Source organism: Leptospira koniambonensis (assembly GCF_004769555.1).
Taxonomy (GTDB): Bacteria; Spirochaetota; Leptospiria; order Leptospirales; family Leptospiraceae; genus Leptospira_B; species Leptospira_B koniambonensis.
This window is the reverse complement of the sequence record NZ_RQFY01000004.1, coordinates 595,851-620,512: the sequence shown is the minus strand read 5'-3', so window position 1 is coordinate 620,512 and position 24,662 is coordinate 595,851. Positions and strand designations below refer to the sequence as shown.

Below are 24,662 nucleotides of genomic sequence, written 5' to 3'. Positions count from 1 at the left end.
TTTATTGGTTTTCTTCCTCTAGTCTTATTGAAAAGTATCCCGATAGAAAAATTACAATTGGAATGAATAGATGAACGAATTGGAAGAAACTCGAGTCCGTCATAAAAACATCGCTGTCTTCGGAGGCGGGCCGATGGGAGTTCATCTTTCTGTTTCCTTAGCCGAAAGAGCAGACAGACTTTTTCTTTGGTACTTTGATAAGAAGAAGGCGGATCGACTTCAAAAAGATAGATCAGCAGAATTGTTGGATGAATTTGTTCCTCTTGCTGACAATATTATCGTTACAAACGATTTCGATTTTTTATCACAAGGATCTTGGGTCATCGTTATCGCAGTTCCTTCCAGGCAAAAAGAAAATGTAATCGATAGGATCTCTTCTTATCTTTCTGAACAAGAAGAGCATACGATCATTTCTTTTACTAAGGGTTTGGTTTCCACTTCTACTCGTAAAAAAACAAATGCAGTCACATTCTCTGACTATGTGATCAAAGTTAGAGAGATGAAAGAAAATCTGAACATGGAATATGTTGCCGTGGCAGGACCGAATCTTCTTTCTGAGATGGCTAAAGGAAAACATAGCTTCTTCTCCATTGCATCTACTGGCGAAAGAGCTTCCGAGATCATGGAAGATCTTTTTTCAGGACCCAGAAATCATATTAAAACTTTTGATGATATCAGAACCCTAGAACTATTCGGGGTGATGAAAAATCCGATCGCAATTGCCTGCGGTCTTGTAAATGGAATTCCTGAATGTGGATCCAATTTCGAAGGTGAGCTGATCAGTTTAGGTTTTTCAGAAATATTAACTCTATTAAATGTATTGGAACTACCAACAAAACCTGCGATGGAATTTGGGCTGGCTGATCTGATTACAACTGCAACTTCCAGAGCGAGTCGGAACAGAGCTTATGGACAAAGATTTATCCGAAAACTGATCTCAGGGGAAGATTCTCCAAACTTACTCGAAAGAATAGAGCTCTTCTTAAATCCAAAAGAATTTATCCAAAAAGAAATGAGCCAGAGTGAAACACATGTAGAGGGAGCATATGCACTTTCTACCATTTTGGATCTGGCAGAAGAGAAGAAGGTGGAACTCCCACTTTTTACAACACTCTTTGAAGTTCTTACTAGAAAAGTTTCCCCAACGGAAATGATCCGATTTGTTTCTAAATCTACTAGTGATGATATTAGAAATATTTCCAGAACCGCTCGTAAAAGATTCGGTTTGTCTTTAGCATCCGGGAAGGAATTCCAACAAGCGTTAAGAAGAAGGGTACTTCGACATGTTCATTCTCAACCTGGATTGTCGGATCGGATCTTAAAGCAGTCTGGATTACAGATCAAGTCTTTGGAAAAAAGATATTCTGAAGCTGTGGAGACGGAAGCAGGAACTGATCTGATGCTTCTTCCTAAAGAAATTGAGTTATGGCAAGAAGCAGATATTGCTTACGAAAATGGAAAGAGCAGAAACCTGGAACGTTTAGTAGAGTTTTATGTTTCTGAAATTGCAGATGAGTACAGTCCTCTTTTTAGAGAATCTCTTATTCATTTAGTAGCTCCTGCACGTTTTGCGATCGGTGGTTTTAAACCTGGAGGGGGGCTTCCTAAGATCGGTGGAAATATAAAAGAGATCAAAGCTCTTGCTTCCAGATACGATATCTTATACACTCCAACTCATAGATCTCATTTGGATTCTATAGAAGTTGCTTTTGGTCTGAGATGGCTTGGACTTCCTGTTCCAAGATATGCCGCTGATAAAAAAGTAATGGGAACACCAGGGCTTGCCAGGGTATTAAAATCCTTGGGCGCCTATATGGTGGATCGAAAAAGAAATCGAAACCTTCTCTATTTAGAATGTTTGACCCAATATTCTACAATGATGCTGGAAGCTGGAATTCCAACATTAGTCTATCCAGAAGGAACCAGATCTAGAACTGGCGGTATCATTCCGATTAAAACAGGAATTCTTTCCACATCAGTAGATGCATTTAAGCATACAGGAAGTGAAGTGATAGTAGTTCCAATCGTTCTTTCGTATGAGAATGTTCCGGAAGATGTGGAGTTTGCAGGTAAGGACACTCATCTTTCTTTTAGGGACTTCTTATTCAAAAGAACAGAAGTGTATATGGATCTTTGTGAACCAATTCCTGTTTCTAGATATATCCAAGAAGATGATCCTACTCTTTCTATCTCGATGGAGATTTCCAGATCTTGGCAGGCTCATCATAAAATTCTTCCGAATCAAATCGTTGCAAAACTTTTGACAGAAGCAGATGGAGAGATCAATTCTTCCGATCTAACTAAGATGATAGAAGAGATGATCCTAACTAGAAAGGGAAATTATCTGACAAAGGATGTTTCTGAAATTATAGATCGAGGACTCAAGGTTCTAAATTCCAGAAAGTTTATTAAAAAAGAAAACGGTCAGATCAAGGCATTAGAGCCAGAACTTTTGCAATATTATGGAAACATGGTACCGGACCCGACTTGATCGGATCCGGATTTTATTAATCCACTTTGATCTTAGATGCGATCAATACCGCTCTTTTGCGAAGCATAGAGATTGATTCATCTTTATCAGAATAGGTAAGAGCGACTCCCATCCTTCTATATTTTTTGGTGATTGGTTTTCCAAAAATTCTCAGATCAGATTCAGGCATTTCACAAGCTTTGTCAAGACCTTGGACATTCGGGACTTGACCTTCTGTTTGGGCAAGAATAACAGCGCTTGCTCCTTTTCTTACTAAAAGAATTTCAGGAATTGGAAGACCTAAAACAGCTCTAGCATGTAATTCGAATTCGTTAAAACTTTGAGTTCCAGCTAGGGTAACCATTCCAGTATCATGAGGTCTTGGAGAAAGTTCCGAAAAATAAACATCATCTTTCGTTAAGAAAAATTCTACTCCCCAGATACCTGCGCCACCTAACTCTTTAGTGACCTTCTCCGCCATTTCTTGAGCTGACTTAAGTTGAGAATCGCTGATCTCTGCAGGTTGCCAACTTTCTTGGTAGTCTCCTCTTTCTTGTCTATGACCGATAGGAGGGCAGAATAAAATTCTTCCTGATTTTTGAGTCACGGTTAACAAAGTGATCTCGGATTCGAAAGAGATAAATTCTTCGACTATGATCTCTGATGCTCCAGTTCTTCCTTTGGTTTGAGAAGCGATCCAAGCAGGTTCAATATCTGATTCCGTTTTGATCACGGATTGTCCTTTTCCGGAAGAAGACATCAAAGGTTTTACAACGCAGGGAATTCCTATGGTTGTAATTGCTTCTTTCAATCCTTCTAAGGTGGAAGCATATTTATACTTTGCTGTTTTTAGAGCCAAGGTTTGGGAAGCAAGATCTCTAATCGCTTTACGGTTCATCGTAAAGTTAGCAGCCTTAGCACTTGGAACTACTTGGTAACCTTGATTTTCGTATTCGTAAAATCTTTCTGTTCGGATAGCTTCAATTTCTGGGACGATCACATCTGGTTTATGTTTGGCAACGACTCGATCTAATGAGTCTCCATCCAACATATCTATGACTTCTTTTTCATGAGCGACTTGCATTGCGGGTGCACCGTCATAACTATCGACTGTAATTACATATTGGCCTAATCTTTGGGCGGCGATTACGAATTCTTTTCCAAGCTCACCTGAGCCGAGCAGAAGTATTTTCTTTCTCATAGGTTCTTTTGAGAGAATTTCAGGAGAGGAAGGAGAATGGAAAGGAAAAAATGAGGATTCGGCCGATTTGCAAGAATACAAACCGGCCTTATGAGTTTACTTTTTCTTTTTAGTAACCACGTCGAAATTTTTGTATTGGATATACTCCACATCGGAAATGTCCAAACGGAAGATACCTTTGGTAGAATGTACCAACATTGTATTTCCTACCTGAGTCACCACTGCTCCATACAAAATTGTTTTATCCGTTTTATGAATGGATTCTAAAACGCTGTAATATTTTTTGATCTCTTCTTCAGAGTCCAGCTTTTGGGAACCTGCAATTGATTCTACTTTGTCCAGAGCGATATTCAATTTTTTGCCTTGGTCAGCATCTATTTCTTTTGCTAAGGACTTGTTCTCCAGGCTTCCTGAGATCAGATCCTCATCTACTTTTACTAATGTTTCCAGATCAGCACTTTCTCTAGGATCCCTTTCGAATTTTCCTTTTTGGACAGTGCGTACTAGATCATTTCTAAAACTTTCAATACTTTGGGTAACTGCCTGATCATCTAATCGATTCAAAATTGTTTGAGCGAGTTGGTCAAATTCAGGTTTAACTTCTGCCTCTTCTTCCTCGGAGATAATGATCTCGTTTTCTTCCAATAGTTTCTGGAGCTTTTGGTAGTTTGGATTTTCGGCAATTTTATCTGCAGCAATTACCTGACTGACCGGAGCCTTTAGGGTCATGGCAACCATTCCCTCATACACTTTGATCTTAGGGAGTGTGCCTTGGACTACTTCAAAGGAGAATGCTGTTCCTCTGACGCCAGCGATTGCGGTAGGTGTGGTAATTTTGAACTGCTCCTGCCGGCTTAACTTATTTGTTTTTACAAGAAGAAGTCCAGTTCGAATTGCGAGAGAAGTTTCTTCTGACTGATCTCCAGGAAGAGAATCAATGTTTAGATTTGTATAAGATTTTAAACGGATTACATGACCCAGGCCGGTTTGTAAGTCCAAACTTCCACTGTTTGTTTTGATGGTATCGTTCTTTTGAAGAACTGTTCCTAATGAGAGAGGGATAAGTTGTCCGTCTCTTTGAACTTCTACTTTTCCAGTTAGGAATATGACTACTAAACCTGGTTTGGATTTAGAGCTTAAAATTTTAGAACAAAAGTTCGAGGATCCGATGAATGTTACAATTAGGAACAGAAGAAAGAGTTTTCGATTCATTTGTTTATTCCGCCTGGAAATAGAATTGTTCCGGTCTATTTAGATTTAGAATGGATAAAATATATTTCCAATTATAATTAACAAACTGAGACTTACGTTTTTGCAAAAATTTTAAAAATTCGTTTTTATAGAATAATTTACTCCGGCTAAATAGGTTTTACCCATATGTATAACTCGATTTTCATCCTGATCTTTTTGTTTTTAGTATTTCCTCTCGGTTCTAACGACCTGGGGAAAATTAGATTTAGCGGAATTGCAACTGATTTGGAAACCGGCAATTTGCTTTATAAGGATTTTCATGAGGAAACTTGGGAAAATGGAAAACACGTTAGTTCTATTATCATATATAAGGATATGGAAGGGAAAACCTTTGCAAAGAAAAAGATCGGTTTTTTAAAGAATAGAACTCTTCCAGAATTTCTATTAGAGGATTATAGAGATGGATATTTGGAAGGAGGCGCATTGCAGAGCGGAAGTTTGGTAAAATTATTTGCCCGCAGAAAATCTGAAGATCCGATCCAAGAAAAAATCCTAGATGCTGGGAATTTATCCGCTTTAGACGGCGGTTTTGATTATTTTGTGATCGATCATTGGGACGAACTCATATCTGGCAAAAAAATAAATTTTCATATTTTAGTTCCTGTAGAAAGAGATAAGTTCCTTTTCTCTGTCGAAAAAATCAAAGAGGGTGAATACAAGGGTAAGCCTGCATTATTTTTAAGAATGAAAATTGCGAGCGCCATTCTTTCCATGTTTGTAAAACCGATCGATTTGGTATACGATATAGGATCTAAAAGAATTATGGAATATAAAGGAACTAGCAATATTAACGACGAAAACGGAAAAAGTCATAAAGTTAAAATTGTCTACGGATTTAGATAAAATTTCAGAATCCTAATCTCCAAAAAGCTAGGCCTTTTAGTTTTATATTTTTTGAATATTCTTCCCAGAGTTTTAGGTCCAGGATTAAACTACCTTCTCCTTTGTTCGTTTGGATCAGATAAATCCCTTCTTTTTCTTTTCCATGCTGAAGTACAAAATTCTTATCCGAACTTTGGGTTAGAAGCTTAGGTCGTTTTACACCCTTCTTCCAATAATAACCGTAAAGAGGGAGTCCTAACCAGATCTGTTCTGGTTTATATGTTTTAAGAAGAAGCTCCGTATTTCGTTTTGCCCAGCTAAATTTTGTGACCGGTCCTGGAGAAGTTTTAGGAGAATGTAGATCGTAAGCCATGAGTACAATCTCATCGGCCAGATTCTCTTTATAAATTGTAGAATGAAAACCGGAGAGTTTGGGATCGAATTCCTCTGATGGAAAGATAGCTAATGTAAGAAGTTTCCCCTTTTTCTTTAGGATTGGTTGGAGTTCCAACAAGAGCTCTTTATAGTGAGTAGAATATTCAGGACCTAAACCTTCAAAATCCAAATGGATGCCTGAATAGAAAGAATAATTCTCCAAATAGAGTTCTAAATTCCGAACGAGGGTTTTTCTGAGCTTAGGAGAAGTTAGGACCTTCTTCCCTATATCTTCCGATCTAAAAGTAATGAGGGGAAACCATCTGATCTCACTCTTCTTTCCAATTGTTTGCAGGGTAGAAGGCACCGAAGTCCCGGAAACTTCTCCGCTACCTCCGATATAAGTCCCTGTAAAACAAATGGTTGTCCCAGGTTTGAAAACCTTCTCCCAATAGGGAAAGGACTTGGAGCTTAAGTCCTGGCTTATAGTATACTTCCATACGTTTTCCTGGGCAGATAAGGGACATAGGGAAATACAAATGACGCAGGTAAATATGGATCTGAGCCTTGAAAAGATCTTCATTTATCCGTCCTGTAATATTAAGGAAACCATTCTCGAATTTTCTTCAATCCTGAAGGTTTGATCTCCGATTTTAAATACATAGCCAGGGTCGAAGAATTAGGTAGGATGCGAATGATGGCAATCACGAATACAGGAATGGGTGAATTGATCCGAGACGGATTAGATCGTCTTGGTATTTTATCCTCCTCCAAAAAGGCGGAGATCACCCATCATTCTACTAGCCTATTCGAACTGTATAAGGCAAGGCTGCCTGACGGTTCTCAGCTTGCCATTAAGATCATTCCTAAAAAAGAAATGGCTGAGACCGAAGCAGAAGGTCTGGAACAACTTTGCAGACTTGGTGTTCGAGTTCCTGAATATCTAGGAACTGTTCATTTAGGAAAAGTTTCTCTTCTTGCAATGGAATTTGTGCAAACTGGATCTTCTGCCGGGTTTAGAGAAGACCTAATTGCTAGTTTAAAAAATTTATACAAAAACGAATTCGGTTCTTGGGGTTGGAAGAAGGATAACTTTATCGGCTCCCTTAACCAAGCCAACGGTTGGTTCTCTTCCTTCAGAGAGTTTTATTGGGAAAGAAGATTAAAACCTCAGATAGAACTTGCACAAGCTCGAAAACTTCTGACAGACAAAGACCTTTTAGCGATCCGTGGGATCTTTGATAAGTTTTCAGAAGATTGGGGATTGGATCATGTAAAACCTAGAATGGTCCATGGAGATCTTTGGTCAGGGAATGTTTTGCAAGGTAAGAATGGATTTGCTTATTTGATTGATCCATCCGTTGCTTATTCACATCCAGAACAAGATCTTGCCATGTTACAATTATTCGGAAGTCCATTAAATCTAGAAGAGATGCAGGACATTTTGGCCACTGCTGGCTTGGATGATCCGGGCAATTTGAAGGATAGGATCCAATTCTGGCAGTTATATCCTGTGCTTGTGCATATCAATTTATTTGGTGCTTCTTACTTAACTAGCCTCCGTCATATCCTTCGCTATTATGGCGTGAAATAGTTTTCTTGATAGAATCCAAGTTTTCTGTTCTTTAGTAAGAAACCGACTTAGAACCGGGGAATGTCTTTGCCCAAAATCGCAAAAAAGAAACTGCCAATATCCTCTAAACAAAAAGAGAAAAACTCTAAGTTAAATCTGAGAAAATCACCTTCTCAAAAAAGAGCTATAGAGAGGGTTGAGTATATCCTAGATATAGTTGCTGATCTTTTGGATGAAGTTGGAACAGAAGCGCTCACTACTAATTTAATTGCACAAAGAGCTGAGATACCTATTGGTTCTTTATACCAATATTTTCCAAACAAACATGCCATTTTAAAAGCTGTTGGGCAAAGGCATCTAGAAAGAGTGAATTCAATGATTATGAATTTTCTAGATACTCCTCCAAATAAAACAGAATGGGAAAATCTTGTAGATAGGTTGATAGATGCATTTGCCCAACTTTATAAATCCGAACCTGGGTTTATACCTATGTGGTCGAATAAAAACTTAGATCCTGAACTTGTAGCCATAGACAGAGAGAATAACAGGGCAATTGCCAATTTTATCGCGGAGTTATTTTTCGGGGTCATTCCTTGGATGAAGAAAAAAGAGGAAATGATGGTCATGTCCAGGATCATGGTAGAAGTATCAGATTCTGTTCTAAGTCGCTGGCTCCGAGAAAGACAAGATAGTGCACTTGCGGATGGGATCTTACAAGAATTGAAGACGATGCTTAAAGCTTATATGAATTATTATATACAGAGAGGATCTAAATGAAGGCCTTTCTATTCGAATTTCCTCTGACTGCTTTTATTGTAGGACTTATAACTATTTCTCAAATCCTTCTTACAGTGGTTGTTCCAGAAGAAATTGTAAATACGTTCTTCATCAGTCGTCCCGGAGAATTCTATCCTTGGAAATGGATTGGAATGGTCTTTCTACATGCGGACTTCACCCATTTATTTTGGAATATGATCTTTCTATTTTTTTTAGGAAGGATTGTAGAATATAAAGTTGGCCAAACAAAATGGCTTCTTTTCTTTTTTATGGGCGCTCTTGTCTCGGGCGGTTTGGATTCTTTTGTAAGAGGAATGATCTTAGGAGAAAATCAACCTGCTATAGGAGCTTCAGGTGCTGTGTCTGGACTTGCTGCAGTTGCCGCTTTACTTTCTCCTTTTTCTATTCGAGTTAGAAAGAGAAGTTATCCTTTTCCTGTTTTTGCAGTGGCATGGCTTATGGTATATTCTGATATCACCAATCTATTTTCTAGAGATCAAGTTGCGCATTGGGCTCACCTAGGTGGATTTATCTCAGTTGTATTCACCGCATATTTTTTAAATAATAAGATCAAACGAGAGCTGCATACTGGATTTGCATTAAACTTAGTATTCGTAGTTTTGCTTTTGATATTGGGATTTTTTGTCGGGGCAAGATAATTGATAGAAGTTCGGTTCACTGCTTACGAATACAACTCTAACGATTCTTTTTCCGATTCAGTGTATGAAATGAAAGGTTCGGAAGAATCTGGCTGGCAGATTTTACGAAATTCTTCTCCTTATTTAGAACTCGGAAAAGGTTATAGACTTCTTAAAACAGAACTTTGCGGGATTTGTTCCACAGACTTAGATCGCAGATTTTTACCTTTTCCGCTTCCTCAGATCATTGGCCACGAAGTAGTTGCATCCGATTATCTCACCGGTAAAAAATACGTATTAGAAATCAATGATACAGTAGTTTCCAGGGGAGAAGAGGCTGATCCGTTTTGCCAGGTTGGAATTCCAACACATAGTCCGACTAGAATGGTTTTGGGAATAGACCGTCTTCCCGGAGGATTTGGACCTTATATTCTCGCACCAAAAGGAAACTTAGTAGAGACCAAACAGCTAGAAGATATGGAAGCGGTCTTATTAGAACCATTTGCTGCTTCTTTGCATGGTGTAGAAGTTTCTCTCAATCGTGCCGGAGCAAATCTCAAAAAGATCGCAGTTCTTGGGCCTAGACGTTTGGGCTCTTTAGTGATCGCAGCTTTGGATCTATATCGGAAAAAAAACAATCTAAACTTCGAAATTGTTTCTTTCATCCGCCATCAAAACTTAGCAGATCTTTCTTTGCGAATGGGAGCAGATCAGGTTTTATATTTTTCCAATCTTGGAGAAGCTGATATTAAAGAAGGCCTTTTATTCGAGAAGAATGCAGGAACTCCGACATCTGCTTCTTGGATTGATTATAAACATTCTTTTGATCTAGTGTTTGATACCACTGGTTCTGTCTCCGGATTAGAAACTAGCATCCATCTTACCCAAAAGGAAATTCATAGAAAAACTACAAATGGCCAAACTTCTCTTGGAATCGCACATCTTACTGAGCTCGTAGTAGATGAGATTTCTGTTACACATCTAAGATCGAATTTTTTAGATTTAGTATGGGGAATTGACGCAAGTTCTCCGGTTTGGGTTTTCATTTCTTCTTCTGTTTCCTTAAACAAAGAAGAAAAAGAATTATTAGATGATCTAGAAAAGAAGAATAAAATCCGGATCTTTACAGGCTCAATTGAAGAAGGAACCAAGTTTTTAGGATCTAAAGAATTCAAAGGCCCTCTAGAAAGATTTGATTTTGCGATCGTAAATTCTTCTTCTGAACTGGACTTAGTGATTCGCCCAGATGTTAAGGAAGAAAAATCTTTGGTCCGACCAAGAGGTTTTATTCTGATCTCCAAATCTGCAGATAGTGAATCCAATTTGTTTTTAGATTGGATTACAAGTGGAGGATTCCTGAGTACAAGTAGATGCGGGGACTTTGTCCGTACTCGTGAACTTCTGCTGTCCGAACCTGGATTTTTAAAATCCGTTTCTAAAAACTTGATCAGCAAAGAATTCGATTCCAGATCTATCCCGGAAGCGTATACAGACGCAAGAAAATCGGAGAATATAAAAGTGGTTGTCAGGCATAAAGCTTCCTGAGCGAGTATTTAGTGAATTGCTTCCTAAGGGTCGCTGCGAAAGGATAAGGCTTTGAGCAAACACGGTTTTTTTCAAATCACACAAAAGGTTTTTTTGAGAAAAGGAAAGGAACTTCTCATTCTTAGAGACCGCAAATCCGGATTCGGAGATCTTCCTGGCGGAAGAATGAACGAAGACGAATTTTACGGAGATTGGCTGGAAAGTTTATCCAGAGAGTTAAAAGAAGAAATGGGAGAATTTTGTGAGATCAAGATTCATCCTCGACCAATCCTAATTCACAAACATAGAGTCAGTGATGGAAATCATCCATGTGTTATCGTAGCGTATCATGGAGAATTTGTTTCAGGTGAGATCACCCTCTCTGACGAGCATGATTATATTGCCTGGGTAGACGCAGCTGCTTACGAACCTAAACCTTTATTTTTCGAATATATGTTGGACGCTCTGCAATTGTACCAAAAAGAATATGTTCCCCAGATACCTGATGGTAAATTAAATCCTAAAGGTTGGTTAGTATGAGCCCATTCGTTAGGAATGCACTCGCATCTTTGGTTTTAGTCCCGATCTTTTTATTTATTGGATGGCTTCTCTCTGGAGTTTCTCTAAGCGAAGAAGAGTTCCAAAAAAGGATCTCTAAAAAAGAAACCAAAACCGTCTCTTTAGGTTGGGACAGAAGATCCGGAAATTTACTCATCGTTCAGTTGGAATTCAAACCTGAATATTTTACTAGAGAAGACAGATTCAGAGCCTGGCTAGAAGAACCTCTTGCTTTTGCAAAAGAAAAAGGCTGGCTCCAAAATTCCACAGTCGTAGCGTTTCCTCCTGAAATAGGAAATTATATTTTCCTAATGGATTCCAGAAAGGAACTTTTGGATTCGGAGAATATTGAATCGGCTTGGAACTGGGCTGTATTTTTCCAAAGGATTTCTATTAAAAACTTCTCCCATATATTAAATGGAGAAGAAGTATCTTTCGAGATCGCTCAAGATTCAAAAGAAAGATACGAAAGGATTTTCGGAGACCTGGCAAAGATGTATGGTGTTTCCATCTTAGCAGGATCGATTTGTTTACCTTCTCCTGAAGTGAAAGAAGGAAAACTTTCTATCAAACCGGGTGAATGGCAAGAGAGAGCATACATATTTGATCCTTCCGGAAAGTTTTTAGAAGGTTCTTTGCTTAGGACTTCTACTCAAAAATCTGAAGACGCGCAAGTTGCAGGTTCGGAAAAAGAAATTCTTCCAGAAGTTTGGGTCGCAAATTTGCCTTCTGGCAGATTGGGGATCTTATTCACAGAAGATCTAAAATCCTCTCAAATGGAAGAGATCGTTAAGAAAACTTATGTAAACAAATTGATCGGGCTTGGTTCTCAAGAAGACGAAGGCAAATTCAGAGAATGGATCAAAAATTCTTCGTTTGAATCCAGCGGACAAGTTCAGTTTTCAGGCAAAGCGTTTACCAAAGAATTTCCAGCAAAAAGTTTTGCAAAGACACGGTATGGTTCCCCTGAGCCGATAGAAGGCCAAAAAGGAAATCTGATCATTAATATCTTTTTCTGATATTATTTGTCTCTGGCTTCTTCGTACAATTTGAGAATTCTCCAATCTTCTTCTGGGAAATCCAAATTAGTCAGATATAGTCCGCCTTTTTCATTCTCGCAAAGAACCTTGTTTTGATCCACAAGCCAGATCCTTTCACAAAGCAAAGGTAGAACCTGGCTTTTGCGAGAAGGTCCCCAAAGATGGACTTTGCCTGAATAGTTAGAAACAAATTCATTCTTACCTGGAAGTTTCCAAGGATTGATCTCTTTTCTGCTGATCGTAAATAGTTTACTGCTAGAAGGTTTGCCTTTTCCGAGTTGTAACCTTCTTAAATGAAGTCTACCGATGGAACCGCCTAAATAATATGCTGAGTCTCCAGTTCCGTAATAGATCAACGGACTGATAACTTCTTGGTCGATTTTCTCTACTGATTTTTTTTCAGGTTGGAAATAGTATAAATAATAAGAGCCAGCGTTTCCGGAGAAGAGTAAGAAATCTTTTCCAATCGGATATAAAAAGAATCTAGCTTTGAGTCCTGTAAAAGGTGGAGTGATCTTTTCTTTAGAAACGATTAATTTAGGAGTTCTTGGTTCTACTGTTTTCTCTTCATAGAGTTGGTTATCTACAAAGTAGTAAATTTTAGAACCATCGTCTGAGATCCCACCTCTATTCCTGCAAGAGATCTGAGCACCTGATTCATATAGAAGATCATTATTTTTTAATGAAATAGCGAACAGGCGACAGCCGTTTGTCATCGGATATTCCGCCAACGCAAAGTTTGCGTTTAAGGAAACTGCAAGAGAAGCTGGAACTTCGTCCAAACTTTTCGAACCGTTAGATCCATCGCTTGTATCTCTCCAATTTAGTTTGCTATCTTCTAGATATACTAATCTTTTTCTGTCGTAAGAGAGTTCGACTATTCTAGGAGTTTCCGGTTTTTCAGAAGAAAGAATTTCGCCGTCGGATTTAGGTTTTACTAAATAATCCTTTAACATACCGGAAGCTTTTTCGTAATTCTGCTCTTCCAGTAATTCTTGGATCTCTTCAATTAAACTTTCCTGTTTACTTTTGCAATTCCAGGAAAGAAAAACTAATAATAAGAAAGATAAAATTCTGATCATTCGATAGAACTTAGATTTTGAGTTCAGGCAGTTTCCTCAGCCCAAGGCTCGTCCGATTGGACGCTGATAATATCTTTAGAAAATAATTTCTGAGCTCTGGATGCTACATTACGAGTTTCCAAAAAGGAATATCCTCCAGAAAGTAAGGATCCGAAAATCGGGAGCCAAAATCCACTTTTAGGTTTTGCAAACTTTTTCCCTTTTATAAGACCCTTCGCGATCTGATAAGTTGCTTCTTGTAGAAGTTTCCAAGCCATTGGTCGGATCAAAACTCGAGCACCAACGTCTTTGAGAACATTCCTGAAAAAAGAAGTCCTATCCTTAAATAAACAATAAGCCATAAGTTCTGGTGTTACCTGATGCTCTTTTCCATATAAAGCGGCGATGTCTTTCACCAATTTACCTTGGAGCCTTAAGACTAAAATAATTTCGGGAGCCAATGTAACAAGTCCCAAACGTCCTTGGGGAAGGGCGAGAGCGGCACTCGCAGCTCCTGTTTGGAGAGAAGATTTTTGGGTCAGCTCTTGGATGAGCTCATCTGGCGATCCTATGGTCTTAGCATAGGGGCTGCGATAGGAATGAAGACCGGATAAAAGATTCAGTATCTGATCGGAAACTGCTGAGAGAATCGAATTGTAGTTTTCCATGTAGAGGAGTAAGGTACCAAGGCAATGGGATACGGTTTCTATGTTAGACAGACTAGAAAAAATACAACAAAAATACCTCAAAATATCGGACGAACTTACAACCGCGTCCAATCCGGATGATTTAAAACGACTTTATAAGGAACGTTCCCGACTCACGCCCTTATTCGATAAAATTACCGAATACCAAAAATTAATTCAGAACAAAAAAGACGCCGAAGAACTTTTAAAAACCGAAAAAGACGGGGATATGCGCTCCATGTACGAAGAGGAGCGCAAAGAAGCAGAAGAAAGAATTGAAACTTTGGAAAAAGAGTTGGAAATCCTACTTCTTCCTCCTGATCCGAATTCAGGCAAAAATATACTACTCGAGATAAGAGCTGGGACCGGCGGCGAAGAAGCAGGACTATTCGTCTCTGACCTGTTTAGAATGTACACCAGATATGCGGACAAGCAGGGCATCCGTCATGAGATCATAGATTCTTCTCCTACTGGAATAGGTGGATTGAAAGAGATCATCTTTGCGATGGAAAACGATAAAGCCTACGACCTTTTTAAATTTGAAGCTGGAACTCATAGAGTACAGAGAATACCTGCAACAGAATCAGGCGGAAGGATCCACACAAGTGCAGTAACCGTTGCCGTTTTACCTGAAGCAGAAGAATCTGAGATCAATATAAATGAAAATGATCTGCGCGTGGACGTATATCGTTCTTCCGGATCTGGTGGTCAGCACGTTAACACTACTGACTCTGCTGTTCGTATCACTCACATTCCAACTGGGATCGCAGTTGCTTGTCAGGATGAAAAATCCCAACACAAGAACAAAGCAAAGGCGATGAGGATCTTAAGCGCTAGGATATTAGAAAAGCAGGCGGAAGAAAAAAAAGCCGCAGCAGATGCTCTAAAAAAACAGATGGTTGGTTCAGGAGACAGATCGGAAAGAATTCGAACTTATAATTTTCCACAGGGAAGATGTACAGATCATAGGATCGGATTTACTAGTCATAATCTTTCTGCTATAATGGAAGGAGATCTAGAAGACCTGATCAACGCCTTAACTGAAGAAGATAGAGTCAAACGCCTCGCAGATTCACAGGCAAATTAGAACCGTTTTAGACTTCTGTTCGTCCAACCGAATAAAGTTGATGTTTCTGACTAAAATTTTGCGATGGTAATCAAAGTATGATACTAGAGATAGAAGAACCGCATCGTAGGATCTGCGGGGAAAGAATACCATTTGAAAACATACATGCGGTTTCCATGAGCCTTCCGGAAGTCGCTGACGTAATCGGTTACGAAGAAAAAAGAACCGAAACTCTTTCCAGATTAAAAGCAGGATATCCCCGCTTTGTAGCTCATGCTTATATAGAAAAAATTTTAGATTATAATAGAGAGACTAAGGGAGTAGATGGCCCTCAGTTTATCGTAAACTCCCGGAAAGCCGCTGATCATATTGTTTCATTTTTCCAGGTAGAAGGCGCAAGAATTATAGAAGACGAAGGCATCATTACTTTAACTATTCCTTCTAATAAAGAAAACGAATCCAAAATATTATCCTTTATCCAACATACAGGATGTTTATTATCTTCTCGCAAAGCAGAAGATTACTTATTCAAAAAAGGACTTATAGATTCTATATACCAAGAAGAATCCAGAAAAGAAAAACCTTACGAAACGGTAGAAGGAGCGTTGTCTGCTTTATATCCGGGCAAAAACCTGCAAGTATATCTGGCCACTTCTGGAATGAATGCAGTCTATGCTTCTTTTAGAGTATTAGATAAAATTCGCGCAGCAGAAGGAAAAGATATCTGGCTTAGACTCGGATGGTTGTATGTAGATAATATTAGAATATTAGAAAAATATTCTAGAGGTTCTCATATATTCCACGATGTGGTCGATCTGAAAGAATTGGAAGAATTCCTTTCTAAAGAAGGACATAGAGTAGCTGCAATTCTTACTGAATCTCCTACAAATCCTCTTATACAAGTTCCTGATTATCCTGAACTTAAAAAACTTTTGGAAAAATATGGAATTCCATTAGTAGCTGATATTTCCGTCGCAGGTTCCGCAGTTGTGGACCTTTCTCCTTATGCAGATGTGATTGTTGAAAGTTTGACCAAGTTCGCATCTGGACATGCAGATGTGATGATGGGCGCTTTATTTTTGAATCCATCTTCTGCTTATTTTGAGAAATTGAAAAAAGATTCTCCAGAATTTTTAGAAACTCCTTATTTCAGAGACTGTGAACGTATGTCCTTTGAATTAGAAGGTTATATAGAAAGAGTCAAAGAGATAGGTAGGAATGCTGCTAAACTTGCAAACTTCTTTTCAAGTCATCCAAAGATCAAAGCAGTTCATTGGAGTGGTTCAGAAGAAAATCATGGAAATTTTTCCAAGATCGCAAGAGATAAGGATTTGCATTGTGGAGTGATCACAATCGAGCCAGGAGTTCCTTTGGAACCATTTTATAATTCATTACGATTATTAAAAGGGCCAAGTTTCGGAACTGAATTCACTCTGAACATGTTGTATATGTATTTGGCTCATTATGAGTTAGTATCTACTGAAGCGGGAAGAGGATTTTTAAAAGAAGTTGGATTAGATCCAAGTTTGATCCGAATTTCTATCGGCCGAGAAAATCCAGATCTTCTAATTGCAGAATACAAAAAAGCTCTGGGAGATTAACTCTCCAGAGCCAAAAATTTGAACGGTTCTAAAGAAGACTAGTCTTAAGCCGCGGAACGAACACTCTGTAGTTTTCCACCAGTTTCAGTTTCCGATTGTAAAACATTCTTATAAAAGATCTGGAATAATCCAAATTTAGAAATTCCTAAAGTATAAATTACCAAAGCAGAAATGATCGCTCCTAATATCCAACCCAGTTGGTGAATGATTACGCTGGAGACAATTGCAAATCCCAACGCGCCTACAAACACAGTTGCTAAAAACGCAATTGTAGAAACAAAACCAGAAGGAGATTTTCTAACAGAAAATTCTCCAGAGCCTCCTAATTCCCAACCTTCTTTTTCGATCTTTAGAAGTGAAAAAATCAGAACTGGAATTAAGATCACGCCCATTGTATACAGAGTGATAGCAATATCGGAGGTTAACCAGTTGATTGCGGTTCCCCATGTCCATGTGTGGAATTGATCTACAGACTCTGAGAAAAATCTTTTATAACCGGTTCCATCCCAACCATGAACTAGGATGAAGAACATTCCGAAATAACCCGCGGGAACTTGCAGATAAGCTAAGAAATTTTTTCCTGCTTCGATTAATTTCCAGACGACCCAAAAACCTAAGATTCCTTGGGAAATATTGGTTAAACCGAATAATGCCACAAGCCACCCAGGCATTGTTTTATCTCCGGCATGCATTGTTTCCCAACTTGTAAATTGCCAAACCAGATACAAACCGGACGGAGCGAATAATAAACCTAAATAAAGAAGATTAGAAATGAAGTAGGTATTCTTCCAAAATGGGACCTTCTTCTCTTCTTTTTTGATAGAAGGTAGAGAACCTGCTGTGATTTCCCCCGCCTGCAATTTTTTAATTTGGCGAGCTGCGGCCATTGCATAACCGGCTCCCAGGCCGTAGGCCCAAAAAACATCCACTTGAACCATTGGATTTTAACTCCTCACCTTAATTACGTATAAGAATGACATGTCATTCAGTTTTTGTCAATAGGGGAAATCCAAAAATTTCAAAGAAAAACGTGTTTTACTTTGGAGCTGAAATGACTTATCTGTCATTCCGATTGGGTTGGGAATTTTCATTAAACAGGGAAATTATGAAAAGAACAACAATAAGCTTAATGTTACTTCTCATCATTCTACTTGATTGTAGATTTTTAGGGGTCGGTTCAGATTCCTTAGAGGATTTGAAAACGAAATATGCGAACTCAGAGTCAAAGTTCGCTCCGATTGGGGATCTTAATATCCATTACAGGGACGAGGGCCAAGGTCCTGTAATTATACTACTGCACGGCGTATGTTCTTCTTTACATACTTGGGATGCTTGGGCAGAAATATTAAAATCTCGTTATAGAGTGATCCGCATAGATCTTCCTGGTCATGGTCTCACTGGTCCTCCAGAAGATATAGAAAAGTTAAATCTGGAAGAAGGTGTAGAAGTTCTAAACCAATTCCTGGATTATCTAAAAGTGGATTCTTTCTATCTGGTTGGAAATTCCATGGGAGGTTATATCTCCTGGAATTACGTATTAAAATATCCTAATAAAGTCCAAAAATTAGTATTGATAGATGCTGCTGGGTACGCACAACCTATGCCTCCTATGATTGCATTAGGAAGTAATCCGGTCGTAAGTCCTTTTGCACGACATATGCTCCCAAGTTTTATGGTAGAAAAAAGTGTGGATGAGGTCTACGGAGATTCTTCTAAAATTACGCCTGAGATCAAAACAAGATATGTGGATCTTTCCAGAAGAGAAGGAAACAGACAGGCTTATAATTATTTTTTCAGAACTGCCAGGGAGAAGTTTACTGATCCTAAAATTTCTGAAGGGATCAAGTTAGTCAAAACCCCTACATTGGTTATGTGGGGAAAAGAAGATCATTGGTTGAAATTAGAATATGCACAAAACTGGACTAAGGATCTTCAGAATTCTAAGTTCATCTCTTATGAAGGTGCTGGTCATATTCCTATGGAAGAAATTCCGGATATCACAGCAAAAGATCTAGTACAATTCCTTACTTTATAAAATATAATTAACTTTTGCCCATTCCTTCTAACATAAGGGTGGGCATTTCTTCCAACCAACGTTTTGCAAATTTAGAATCTACTTTAGAAGACAAGTTGATCCGTATTCCTTCGAACATCATCGCATTTACTGCTTGGGATGCGATACGAGTATCCAATTCTTTTCTGAGAAATCCTTTTTTCACACCATTCTTCAGATATAACTCAGTGAGCCTTGCACTTTTATCGATCCCAAGTTGTACTTTTCTTTTTACAGTTTCATCCAAAGCCATTGCTTCGAAAAAAACGATCTTTGCTTGTCTCGGGTCTTTACTGAAAAGTTGAAATAGTTCCCAACCAATATTTTTGATCTGGTTTCTGTATTCTTCTATCGTATTTGATTTTTCAGGACTTTCTTTGCGGACCACTTCTAATAATCCAAGGAGGATCCGATCTACTAGTGCATGTAAGATATCTAATTTATTTTTAAAATAACGATAACAGGTTCCATGACCTATATTTAATTTTCCGGCTATGTCTGCGATCCCGGCCTCATGGTATCCTTTTTCGGAGAATACATCCAGCGCCGCTTCCAGGATTTGTTCTCTTCTTGCTTCTGCCCTGTTGGCAATCGGACTAGGAGGCTTTGTTCTCATGTTCTCCTTACTCTGATTTGGAGAACTAGTTCGCAAGGAATTTTCCTAATTCGGAAGTTCAAAACGAATTTGGAAACTGGCTCCTTGATCTTTAACACTGGAAAAATCCAATTTTCCCTTCAGCTGTTTGGTTAGGACTTGAACCAAAGTTAAACCAAAAGAATGAGTTGCGATAGGATTCAACTCGTTTGGTAATCCAACTCCATTGTCTGAAACTTCTAATATTACTAGATTTTCCTTTTTTTGGAGTCTGATTTGGATCTTAGGTCTTTCATCAGTAGGAGAAAAATTATGAGGGAATGCGTATTTAAATGAATTTGTGAGTAGTTCGTTTAATGCAAGTCCGAGCGGAATTGCAATGCTGATCTCTAAATGGATAGGACTTGCTATCACGTCCACTCTTGTTTCCGCTCCGATCTTATAGGCTGACCTGATCTTCTCCGCAAGTCTTTTGGAATAACCTGAAAATTCTACATTTCCGAGATCGTTGGATTGATATAACTCATCATGGATAAGTGCCATGGTTTGGATCCTATTTTGGCTTTCTGTAAATGCCTCATGGATCTTAGGATCATTTTCGTATTCAGATTGAAGATTGAATAAACTGGAAATCACCTGCAGATTGTTTTTTACTCTGTGATGGATCTCTTTCAGCATCACTTCCTTTTCTTTTAAGGAAGATTTTAACTGTCTTTCTGCCTGTTTTTTATCAGTGATCTCTGTAACAGTTATGATGGTAGAAGAGAAAGTATCTTCGAACTCTGGTGCCAAGGACCAACGAATTGATGCTTCAAATTGTTTTCCGTTACAAGTGGATAATGTGGTTTCGGTATGAAGAACTCTTGCCCCAAAACGAATCCTAGTCAGAAGTTTTTTGAAATAATGATCGTTTCCTTTTCTAAAAAAGTTTCTGGCGAGGAATAGAACTTCTTCCTTTGAGCTTGCTTCGAATAAACGAACAGATTCTTTATTTGCATCTATTACATTTACTGTTTCATAACATTCTGAAACGAATTTAGGATTCATCTTTAAGAATTTAGCAAATTCCTTTTGGGACATCTTGGGCAATTCGCCCAACATTCTTCTTACTTCAGAATAATCACATTCTAAGATCGCGATTGGAATATTCTCGAATAAGCCCTTGTAGATTGCCTCGCTCGCCCCTAAAAATCGATAAGACCTATCCAGTTCCTGCGTCCTTTCTGCAACCAGATCTTCTAATCTTTTATGTGAAAGGTAGATTTCATCTTGTGCATCTACCCTTTCTCTTATTACTGATAAAGCGAGAAGAGAAGCGATTGAGATTGCAGAAAGGAAACTTTGCAAAAGGAGAAGGGAAACTTCTTTGGAAGCAGGGAAATTATATGAATGTCCTTGTTCAGTTCCTAAGATAGATATAATAGAAACTATAATAAGTACTAAAGAAGATTCTCTTCCCCCAAATCTGAGAGAAACAAGTGAGATGACTGCGATCAGAAGATAAGAAAGTGGGAAATATGCAGGTATTTGATTGATGCTAAAGAAATAAAAGATCCCTCCTCCTAATAAAATTAAGAAGGAAACAAGTCCTACACTCTCTTTCCAAGAATGTACTTGGAATCTTGCGACTCCTGGTCCCAGCCAACTTAAGAAAAACGGAAAGTATACGAATACTCCTAAAGAATCTCCCATCCACCATGTAATCCATGTAGGAAAAAATGAATTTAAATCGAGGATACCTAAAAGTAGAAGTCCGGAACATGCGATGGTTGCCGCGATAATACAAACTAATGTTTCTATCCAAAGAAATCTAAGAACGAAGGATGTGTTCTTTGTAAGATCTAATTCAGGAACAAACTTTTTGTATAAGTAAGCTCCAGTGAAAGATTGCAAAGTGCTTCCAAAAGCAATGAGCACTGCGGCTCCAAAATAAATGCTTAGATCCTGTCCCGGAAGAACTTCATGCCGGATCTGGCAGTTGTATAAAAAGGAACCTGTAAAGATCCCGAAATAGGAAACTCTTCCGAATAATAGAGGGGTGACCAGTCCCCAACCGGATGCGGGCCAAATTGGGGAGGCGTAATCCGAAAAAGTCCCGAAAAATTCTCCGAATTTTCCTAAAAGAAAATAAACAGAAGCTACCAGAAGAAATTTTCCGGCGGTTTGGAAGAATTTTAGGGATCGAGATAACATTAATCTTAGAATCTTATTCATTTCGCTTTTAGGATTCGGAAGATCCTGAGAATAAGGTTTTGAGACCTTTTTCAGATGATTTCCGACCTATTTCAAAACTCCAGGAAACCTTTTATTTATTTAGGAGAAGGTTTCTCTGGAGATGCGTGCCTAGTTCTAACCGAGCCGAATGAAGTTCTTACTACTAATCGACGAAGCGAAGCAAGGAAATTCCTCTTAGAAATTCAAAACAAGGTCGCACAAGGATATCATGCCGCGGGTTGGATCTCCTATGAAGCTGGGAATTTATTTTTAAATCCTGACAATATGGAAGAAGTTTCGGAAGATCCTCTTTTCTGGTTCGGTATTTTTTCAGAACCGAAGACCTTAAGCTACGCTGAAATTTCGGAATTGGAATCGAAATTTAAGGACAAAGGTTATTCTGCAGAAATTAGATCCGAGATGGATCTGAAAGAATATGAAGAGAACATTCATAAGATCCGGAACTTTCTATACGCAGGAGAAATCTATCAGGTAAATTTTACCTTCCCTCTGGAACTAGAATTAGAAGGTTCTCTCGGAAGATTGTTTTTTGAGCTTCGAAAAAAACAGCCAGTTCCGTACGAGGCTTGGATACATACCGGCGACTCTATTCCGACACAAAGAGATATTCTTTCATTTTCTCCCGAGTTATTTTGGGAAAGAATATCCAATCAGATTAGAACTGTTCCAATGAAAGGGACCAGACCAAGAGGAAAAGATTTCGCAGAAGATCAAAAATTGAAGTCAGAACTTTCCAACTCGGAAAAGGATAGAGCAGAAAATTTAATGATCACTGACCTTCTCCGCAACGACCTGGGAAGGATCTCTTTGCCAGGCTCAGTCAGTGTTTCTAAACTTTTCTCTATCGAAGAATATCCAACAGTTTTTCAGATGACCAGCGAGGTAAGATCCGAACTTTCCGCAGAAATAAAATGGACCGATATTTTAGAGGCATTATTCCCTGGAGGTTCCATCACTGGAGCTCCTAAAAAAAGATCCTCAGAGATCATCAGTGATTTGGAAAAAAAGAGAGGAGTTTATACTGGGGGAATATTCTATCTATCTCCTCAAAAAGAAATTTCTTCCATCGCGATCCGCACTCTTGAGTTTTTGCAAGATCCTTCCGGACAAAAAAAGGGCAGAATGGGGGTAGGTTCTGGAATTACGATTGGTTCCGATCCAAATGCAGAATGGGAAGAATGTTGGTCCAAGGCAAAATTTTTACATGATGCAAAAGAGAATTTTCATTTATTCACAACTACAATCTGCAAAAGAAAAAAGATCTATTTTCTAAAAGATCACAAAGATAGAATGAAAGCATCCGCGAAAAAACTTGGATTTGTTTGGAATGAAGAAGGATGGGAATCCGCAGTTAATGAAGTCTCCGGCAAAATTAGTTCCGACAAAAAATACAGAGTGAAAATTATTCTTTTGCTCAGCGGAGAGTTTCAGACAGAAGTTTCCGAATCCGATCCGGGCCCAAAAGAGGGGAAGGTTTTGTTCAGCGGAACTTCTACCAATAAGAAAGATCAGTTCTATTATCATAAGACAAATATCAGAGAAGTTTTTGCAGCCGGTTACGAGTCAGCGATTTCCAAGGGTTATCTGGATCAAATTTATACAAACACAGAAGGTTATCTGACTGAAGGATCTATTCATTCTATCTTTCTTTTACTAAATAAAGAATGGATCACACCTTCTTTGGAAGAAGGAATTCTTCCAGGAGTTGCTCGCAAACAATGGGCCCGAAAACTGAAAGCAAAGGAAAAGAAAATTTCTAAACAAGATCTGAATCTTGCTTCTAAGATCATTTTGGTAAATTCTCTTAGGGGAGTCAGAAGAGTTTCCGGAGTAGATTTCGAATGAGAAGTTTTTTAGGATTGGTTCTCCCAGATTCTATAAAATCGGATCTGGAAAAAATCTGTTTTGGCTTGGAAGAGATCCGTTGGGTCTCTCCCGAAAATTTTCATGTTACTTTAGTTTTCTTGGGAGAGCTAAAACCAGAAGAGTTAGAAAAGGTCTCTGAGATCTGCAGCCAAGTCTCTGAAAAAAGTTTTTCATTAGAGATCAAAGGTGTAGGCTTCTTTGGTAATAAATTTCCTGAAATTTTATATGTGGGAGTTACTCTTTCAGAAGAACTAAAAAGGCTTCAAAAAGTTTTGGAATCCACTCTCAGAAGAGAAGGTTTCTCCATTGATAAAAGGGATTATAGACCTCATATAACGATTGGTAGATTCAAAAGAACGCCTGAAAAACGTTTGGATCTGTATTTGAATGAATTCTCACAATTTCAAACGGACATAGTTCCAGTGTCGGAATTCCACTTATTTTCTAGTCGCAGCGGAGCGAACGGTCAGATATACTCGGTCGAAGAATCATATCCTCTTCTCTTGGAATAAATGGAAAACCCTAGACAAAATCAGTATTCTCCTATCCGGGACTTTTCCGATTTTTTTGCGGATCCTAGACATTCTCTGGAAGAGGTCGTGGGCATCGGTGGAGATTTAAAACCAGATCGCCTTATATATGCTTATACTCGAGGAATTTTTCCTTGGGCAGATAAACCTTTACTTTGGTTTTCATTGGATCCGAGGGCTATCTTTGACCTCAATGTTCTGCATATTAGTTCCAGAGTTCACAGAAGAATTCGTCAAAAAAAATTCACAGTCACATTCAATCGTGCGTTTGAACAAGTTATGCGTTGCTGCGCGTTCAGAACAGAAGAGCAGACTTGGATAACGGAGAACTTTCTACAAGGTTTTACTAACTTTCATAAGGAAGGTTACGCTCATAGTGTAGAGGTTTGGGACGAAAACGGACGGTTAGGTGGGGGAGTGTACGGTGTAGCTATCGGTAAATTTTTTGCCGGAGAGTCTATGTTCTCCTTTTTACCTGATTTCGGGAAGATCGGGCTCTACTTTCTGTTCGAAGCGCTGAAGAAAGACGGCTTCACATTATTCGATACCCAGCAAATGAACCCGGTCACTTTGAATCTGGGAGCATATGAGATCCCAAAAGATAAATTTTTGGACCGTTTGTCACTCGCTGTAGCAATCCCGAACAAATGGGTCCCGCCTGTGGATGAAATCTGATTTTTATGTAAAATGGATTTGATTTGCTTCGCATAATAATAAAATTACGACACAAACCAAAGTTT

General features: G+C 38.6%; 22 protein-coding genes. 14 read left to right on the top strand and 8 right to left on the bottom strand.

What is annotated here, in order from left to right:
* The first annotated feature begins 70 nt into the window (after positions 1–70).
* The gene (locus EHQ52_RS06910) at positions 71–2,491 is read left to right on the top strand and encodes a 1-acyl-sn-glycerol-3-phosphate acyltransferase (RefSeq protein ID WP_135614495.1); all 2,421 of its coding nucleotides are present in this window, start codon (positions 71–73) and stop codon (positions 2,489–2,491) included.
* 16 nt (positions 2,492–2,507) lie between these two features.
* On the opposite strand, the gene purT is transcribed toward EHQ52_RS06910, so the two are convergent.
* A complete protein-coding gene (purT, locus tag EHQ52_RS06905; protein WP_135614494.1) occupies positions 2,508–3,671 on the bottom strand; it encodes a formate-dependent phosphoribosylglycinamide formyltransferase in 1,164 nt (387 codons plus the stop codon).
* Between the two features lie 96 nt (positions 3,672–3,767).
* On the bottom strand, positions 3,768–4,883 hold the full coding sequence (locus EHQ52_RS06900) for a FecR family protein (protein WP_135614493.1): 1,116 nt from the start codon (positions 4,881–4,883) through the stop codon (positions 3,768–3,770).
* Positions 4,884–5,048: 165 nt separating this feature from the next.
* On the opposite strand from EHQ52_RS06900, the gene EHQ52_RS06895 reads away from it, so the two are divergent.
* On the top strand, positions 5,049–5,765 hold the full coding sequence (locus EHQ52_RS06895) for a hypothetical protein (protein ID WP_135614492.1): 717 nt from the start codon (positions 5,049–5,051) through the stop codon (positions 5,763–5,765).
* A 4-nt stretch (positions 5,766–5,769) separates the two neighbouring features.
* Here EHQ52_RS06895 and EHQ52_RS06890 read toward each other — a convergent pair whose 3' ends face one another.
* Positions 5,770–6,702, bottom strand: a complete 933-nt coding sequence (locus EHQ52_RS06890; protein ID WP_135614491.1) for a glycosyl hydrolase family 18 protein — start codon at positions 6,700–6,702, stop codon at positions 5,770–5,772.
* Positions 6,703–6,816: 114 nt separating this feature from the next.
* Between EHQ52_RS06890 and EHQ52_RS06885 the strand changes: the two genes are divergently transcribed.
* The 6 genes from EHQ52_RS06885 to EHQ52_RS06860 are packed head-to-tail and all read left to right on the top strand — an operon-like array spanning position 6,817 to position 12,208.
* Positions 6,817–7,713, top strand: a complete 897-nt coding sequence (locus tag EHQ52_RS06885) for a fructosamine kinase family protein (RefSeq protein WP_135615672.1) — start codon at positions 6,817–6,819, stop codon at positions 7,711–7,713.
* Between the two features lie 60 nt (positions 7,714–7,773).
* Positions 7,774–8,469 carry a TetR/AcrR family transcriptional regulator gene (locus tag EHQ52_RS06880; RefSeq protein ID WP_425269381.1) on the top strand — a complete coding sequence of 232 codons (696 nt, stop codon included), beginning with the start codon at positions 7,774–7,776 and terminating at the stop codon, positions 8,467–8,469.
* A complete protein-coding gene (locus tag EHQ52_RS06875; protein ID WP_135614490.1) occupies positions 8,466–9,128 on the top strand; it encodes a rhomboid family intramembrane serine protease in 663 nt (220 codons plus the stop codon). The genes EHQ52_RS06880 and EHQ52_RS06875 overlap by 4 nt, the downstream gene beginning before the upstream one ends.
* Positions 9,129–10,652 (top strand): alcohol dehydrogenase catalytic domain-containing protein, encoded by a 1,524-nt coding sequence (locus tag EHQ52_RS06870; protein ID WP_135614489.1) that lies wholly within the window; start codon positions 9,129–9,131, stop codon positions 10,650–10,652.
* 51 nt (positions 10,653–10,703) lie between these two features.
* Positions 10,704–11,171 (top strand): NUDIX hydrolase, encoded by a 468-nt coding sequence (locus EHQ52_RS06865; RefSeq protein WP_135614488.1) that lies wholly within the window; start codon positions 10,704–10,706, stop codon positions 11,169–11,171.
* Positions 11,168–12,208, top strand: a complete 1,041-nt coding sequence (locus EHQ52_RS06860; protein WP_135614487.1) for a carbon-nitrogen hydrolase family protein — start codon at positions 11,168–11,170, stop codon at positions 12,206–12,208. Before EHQ52_RS06865 ends, EHQ52_RS06860 begins: the two co-directional genes overlap by 4 nt.
* A gap of 2 nt (positions 12,209–12,210) precedes the next feature.
* On the opposite strand, the gene EHQ52_RS06855 is transcribed toward EHQ52_RS06860, so the two are convergent.
* Both EHQ52_RS06855 and EHQ52_RS06850 read right to left on the bottom strand, forming a co-directional pair.
* A complete protein-coding gene (locus tag EHQ52_RS06855) occupies positions 12,211–13,311 on the bottom strand; it encodes a hypothetical protein (RefSeq protein WP_135614486.1) in 1,101 nt (366 codons plus the stop codon).
* Between the two features lie 23 nt (positions 13,312–13,334).
* Positions 13,335–13,958 carry a hypothetical protein gene (locus tag EHQ52_RS06850; RefSeq protein ID WP_135614485.1) on the bottom strand — a complete coding sequence of 208 codons (624 nt, stop codon included), beginning with the start codon at positions 13,956–13,958 and terminating at the stop codon, positions 13,335–13,337.
* A 40-nt stretch (positions 13,959–13,998) separates the two neighbouring features.
* Here EHQ52_RS06850 and prfA point away from each other — a divergent pair, with 40 nt between their 5' ends.
* Together prfA and EHQ52_RS06840 are read left to right on the top strand one after the other, a co-directional pair.
* Entirely contained in the window at positions 13,999–15,063 is a 1,065-nt protein-coding gene (gene prfA / locus EHQ52_RS06845; RefSeq protein WP_135614484.1) for a peptide chain release factor 1, read from the top strand.
* Between the two features lie 77 nt (positions 15,064–15,140).
* Positions 15,141–16,643 (top strand): aminotransferase class I/II-fold pyridoxal phosphate-dependent enzyme, encoded by a 1,503-nt coding sequence (locus EHQ52_RS06840; RefSeq protein WP_135614483.1) that lies wholly within the window; start codon positions 15,141–15,143, stop codon positions 16,641–16,643.
* A gap of 44 nt (positions 16,644–16,687) precedes the next feature.
* Here EHQ52_RS06840 and EHQ52_RS06835 read toward each other — a convergent pair whose 3' ends face one another.
* The gene (locus tag EHQ52_RS06835) at positions 16,688–17,581 is read right to left on the bottom strand and encodes a hypothetical protein (protein WP_135614482.1); all 894 of its coding nucleotides are present in this window, start codon (positions 17,579–17,581) and stop codon (positions 16,688–16,690) included.
* Between the two features lie 167 nt (positions 17,582–17,748).
* Here EHQ52_RS06835 and EHQ52_RS06830 point away from each other — a divergent pair, with 167 nt between their 5' ends.
* Positions 17,749–18,678, top strand: coding sequence for an alpha/beta fold hydrolase (locus tag EHQ52_RS06830; protein ID WP_244244814.1), 930 nt, complete (start codon positions 17,749–17,751; stop codon positions 18,676–18,678).
* 7 nt (positions 18,679–18,685) lie between these two features.
* On the opposite strand, the gene EHQ52_RS06825 is transcribed toward EHQ52_RS06830, so the two are convergent.
* Entirely contained in the window at positions 18,686–19,312 is a 627-nt protein-coding gene (locus EHQ52_RS06825; RefSeq protein ID WP_135614481.1) for a TetR/AcrR family transcriptional regulator, read from the bottom strand.
* Between the two features lie 45 nt (positions 19,313–19,357).
* Positions 19,358–21,484 carry a histidine kinase dimerization/phosphoacceptor domain -containing protein gene (locus EHQ52_RS06820; protein ID WP_244244813.1) on the bottom strand — a complete coding sequence of 709 codons (2,127 nt, stop codon included), beginning with the start codon at positions 21,482–21,484 and terminating at the stop codon, positions 19,358–19,360.
* A gap of 75 nt (positions 21,485–21,559) precedes the next feature.
* Here EHQ52_RS06820 and pabB point away from each other — a divergent pair, with 75 nt between their 5' ends.
* The 3 genes from pabB to aat are packed head-to-tail and all read left to right on the top strand — an operon-like array spanning position 21,560 to position 24,597.
* Positions 21,560–23,371, top strand: coding sequence for an aminodeoxychorismate synthase component I (pabB, locus tag EHQ52_RS06815; RefSeq protein WP_135614479.1), 1,812 nt, complete (start codon positions 21,560–21,562; stop codon positions 23,369–23,371).
* Positions 23,368–23,904, top strand: coding sequence for an RNA 2',3'-cyclic phosphodiesterase (thpR, locus tag EHQ52_RS06810; RefSeq protein ID WP_135614478.1), 537 nt, complete (start codon positions 23,368–23,370; stop codon positions 23,902–23,904). The genes pabB and thpR overlap by 4 nt, the downstream gene beginning before the upstream one ends.
* 33 nt (positions 23,905–23,937) lie before the next feature.
* The gene (gene aat, locus EHQ52_RS06805) at positions 23,938–24,597 is read left to right on the top strand and encodes a leucyl/phenylalanyl-tRNA--protein transferase (RefSeq protein ID WP_167492209.1); all 660 of its coding nucleotides are present in this window, start codon (positions 23,938–23,940) and stop codon (positions 24,595–24,597) included.
* Positions 24,598–24,662 lie beyond the last annotated feature (65 nt).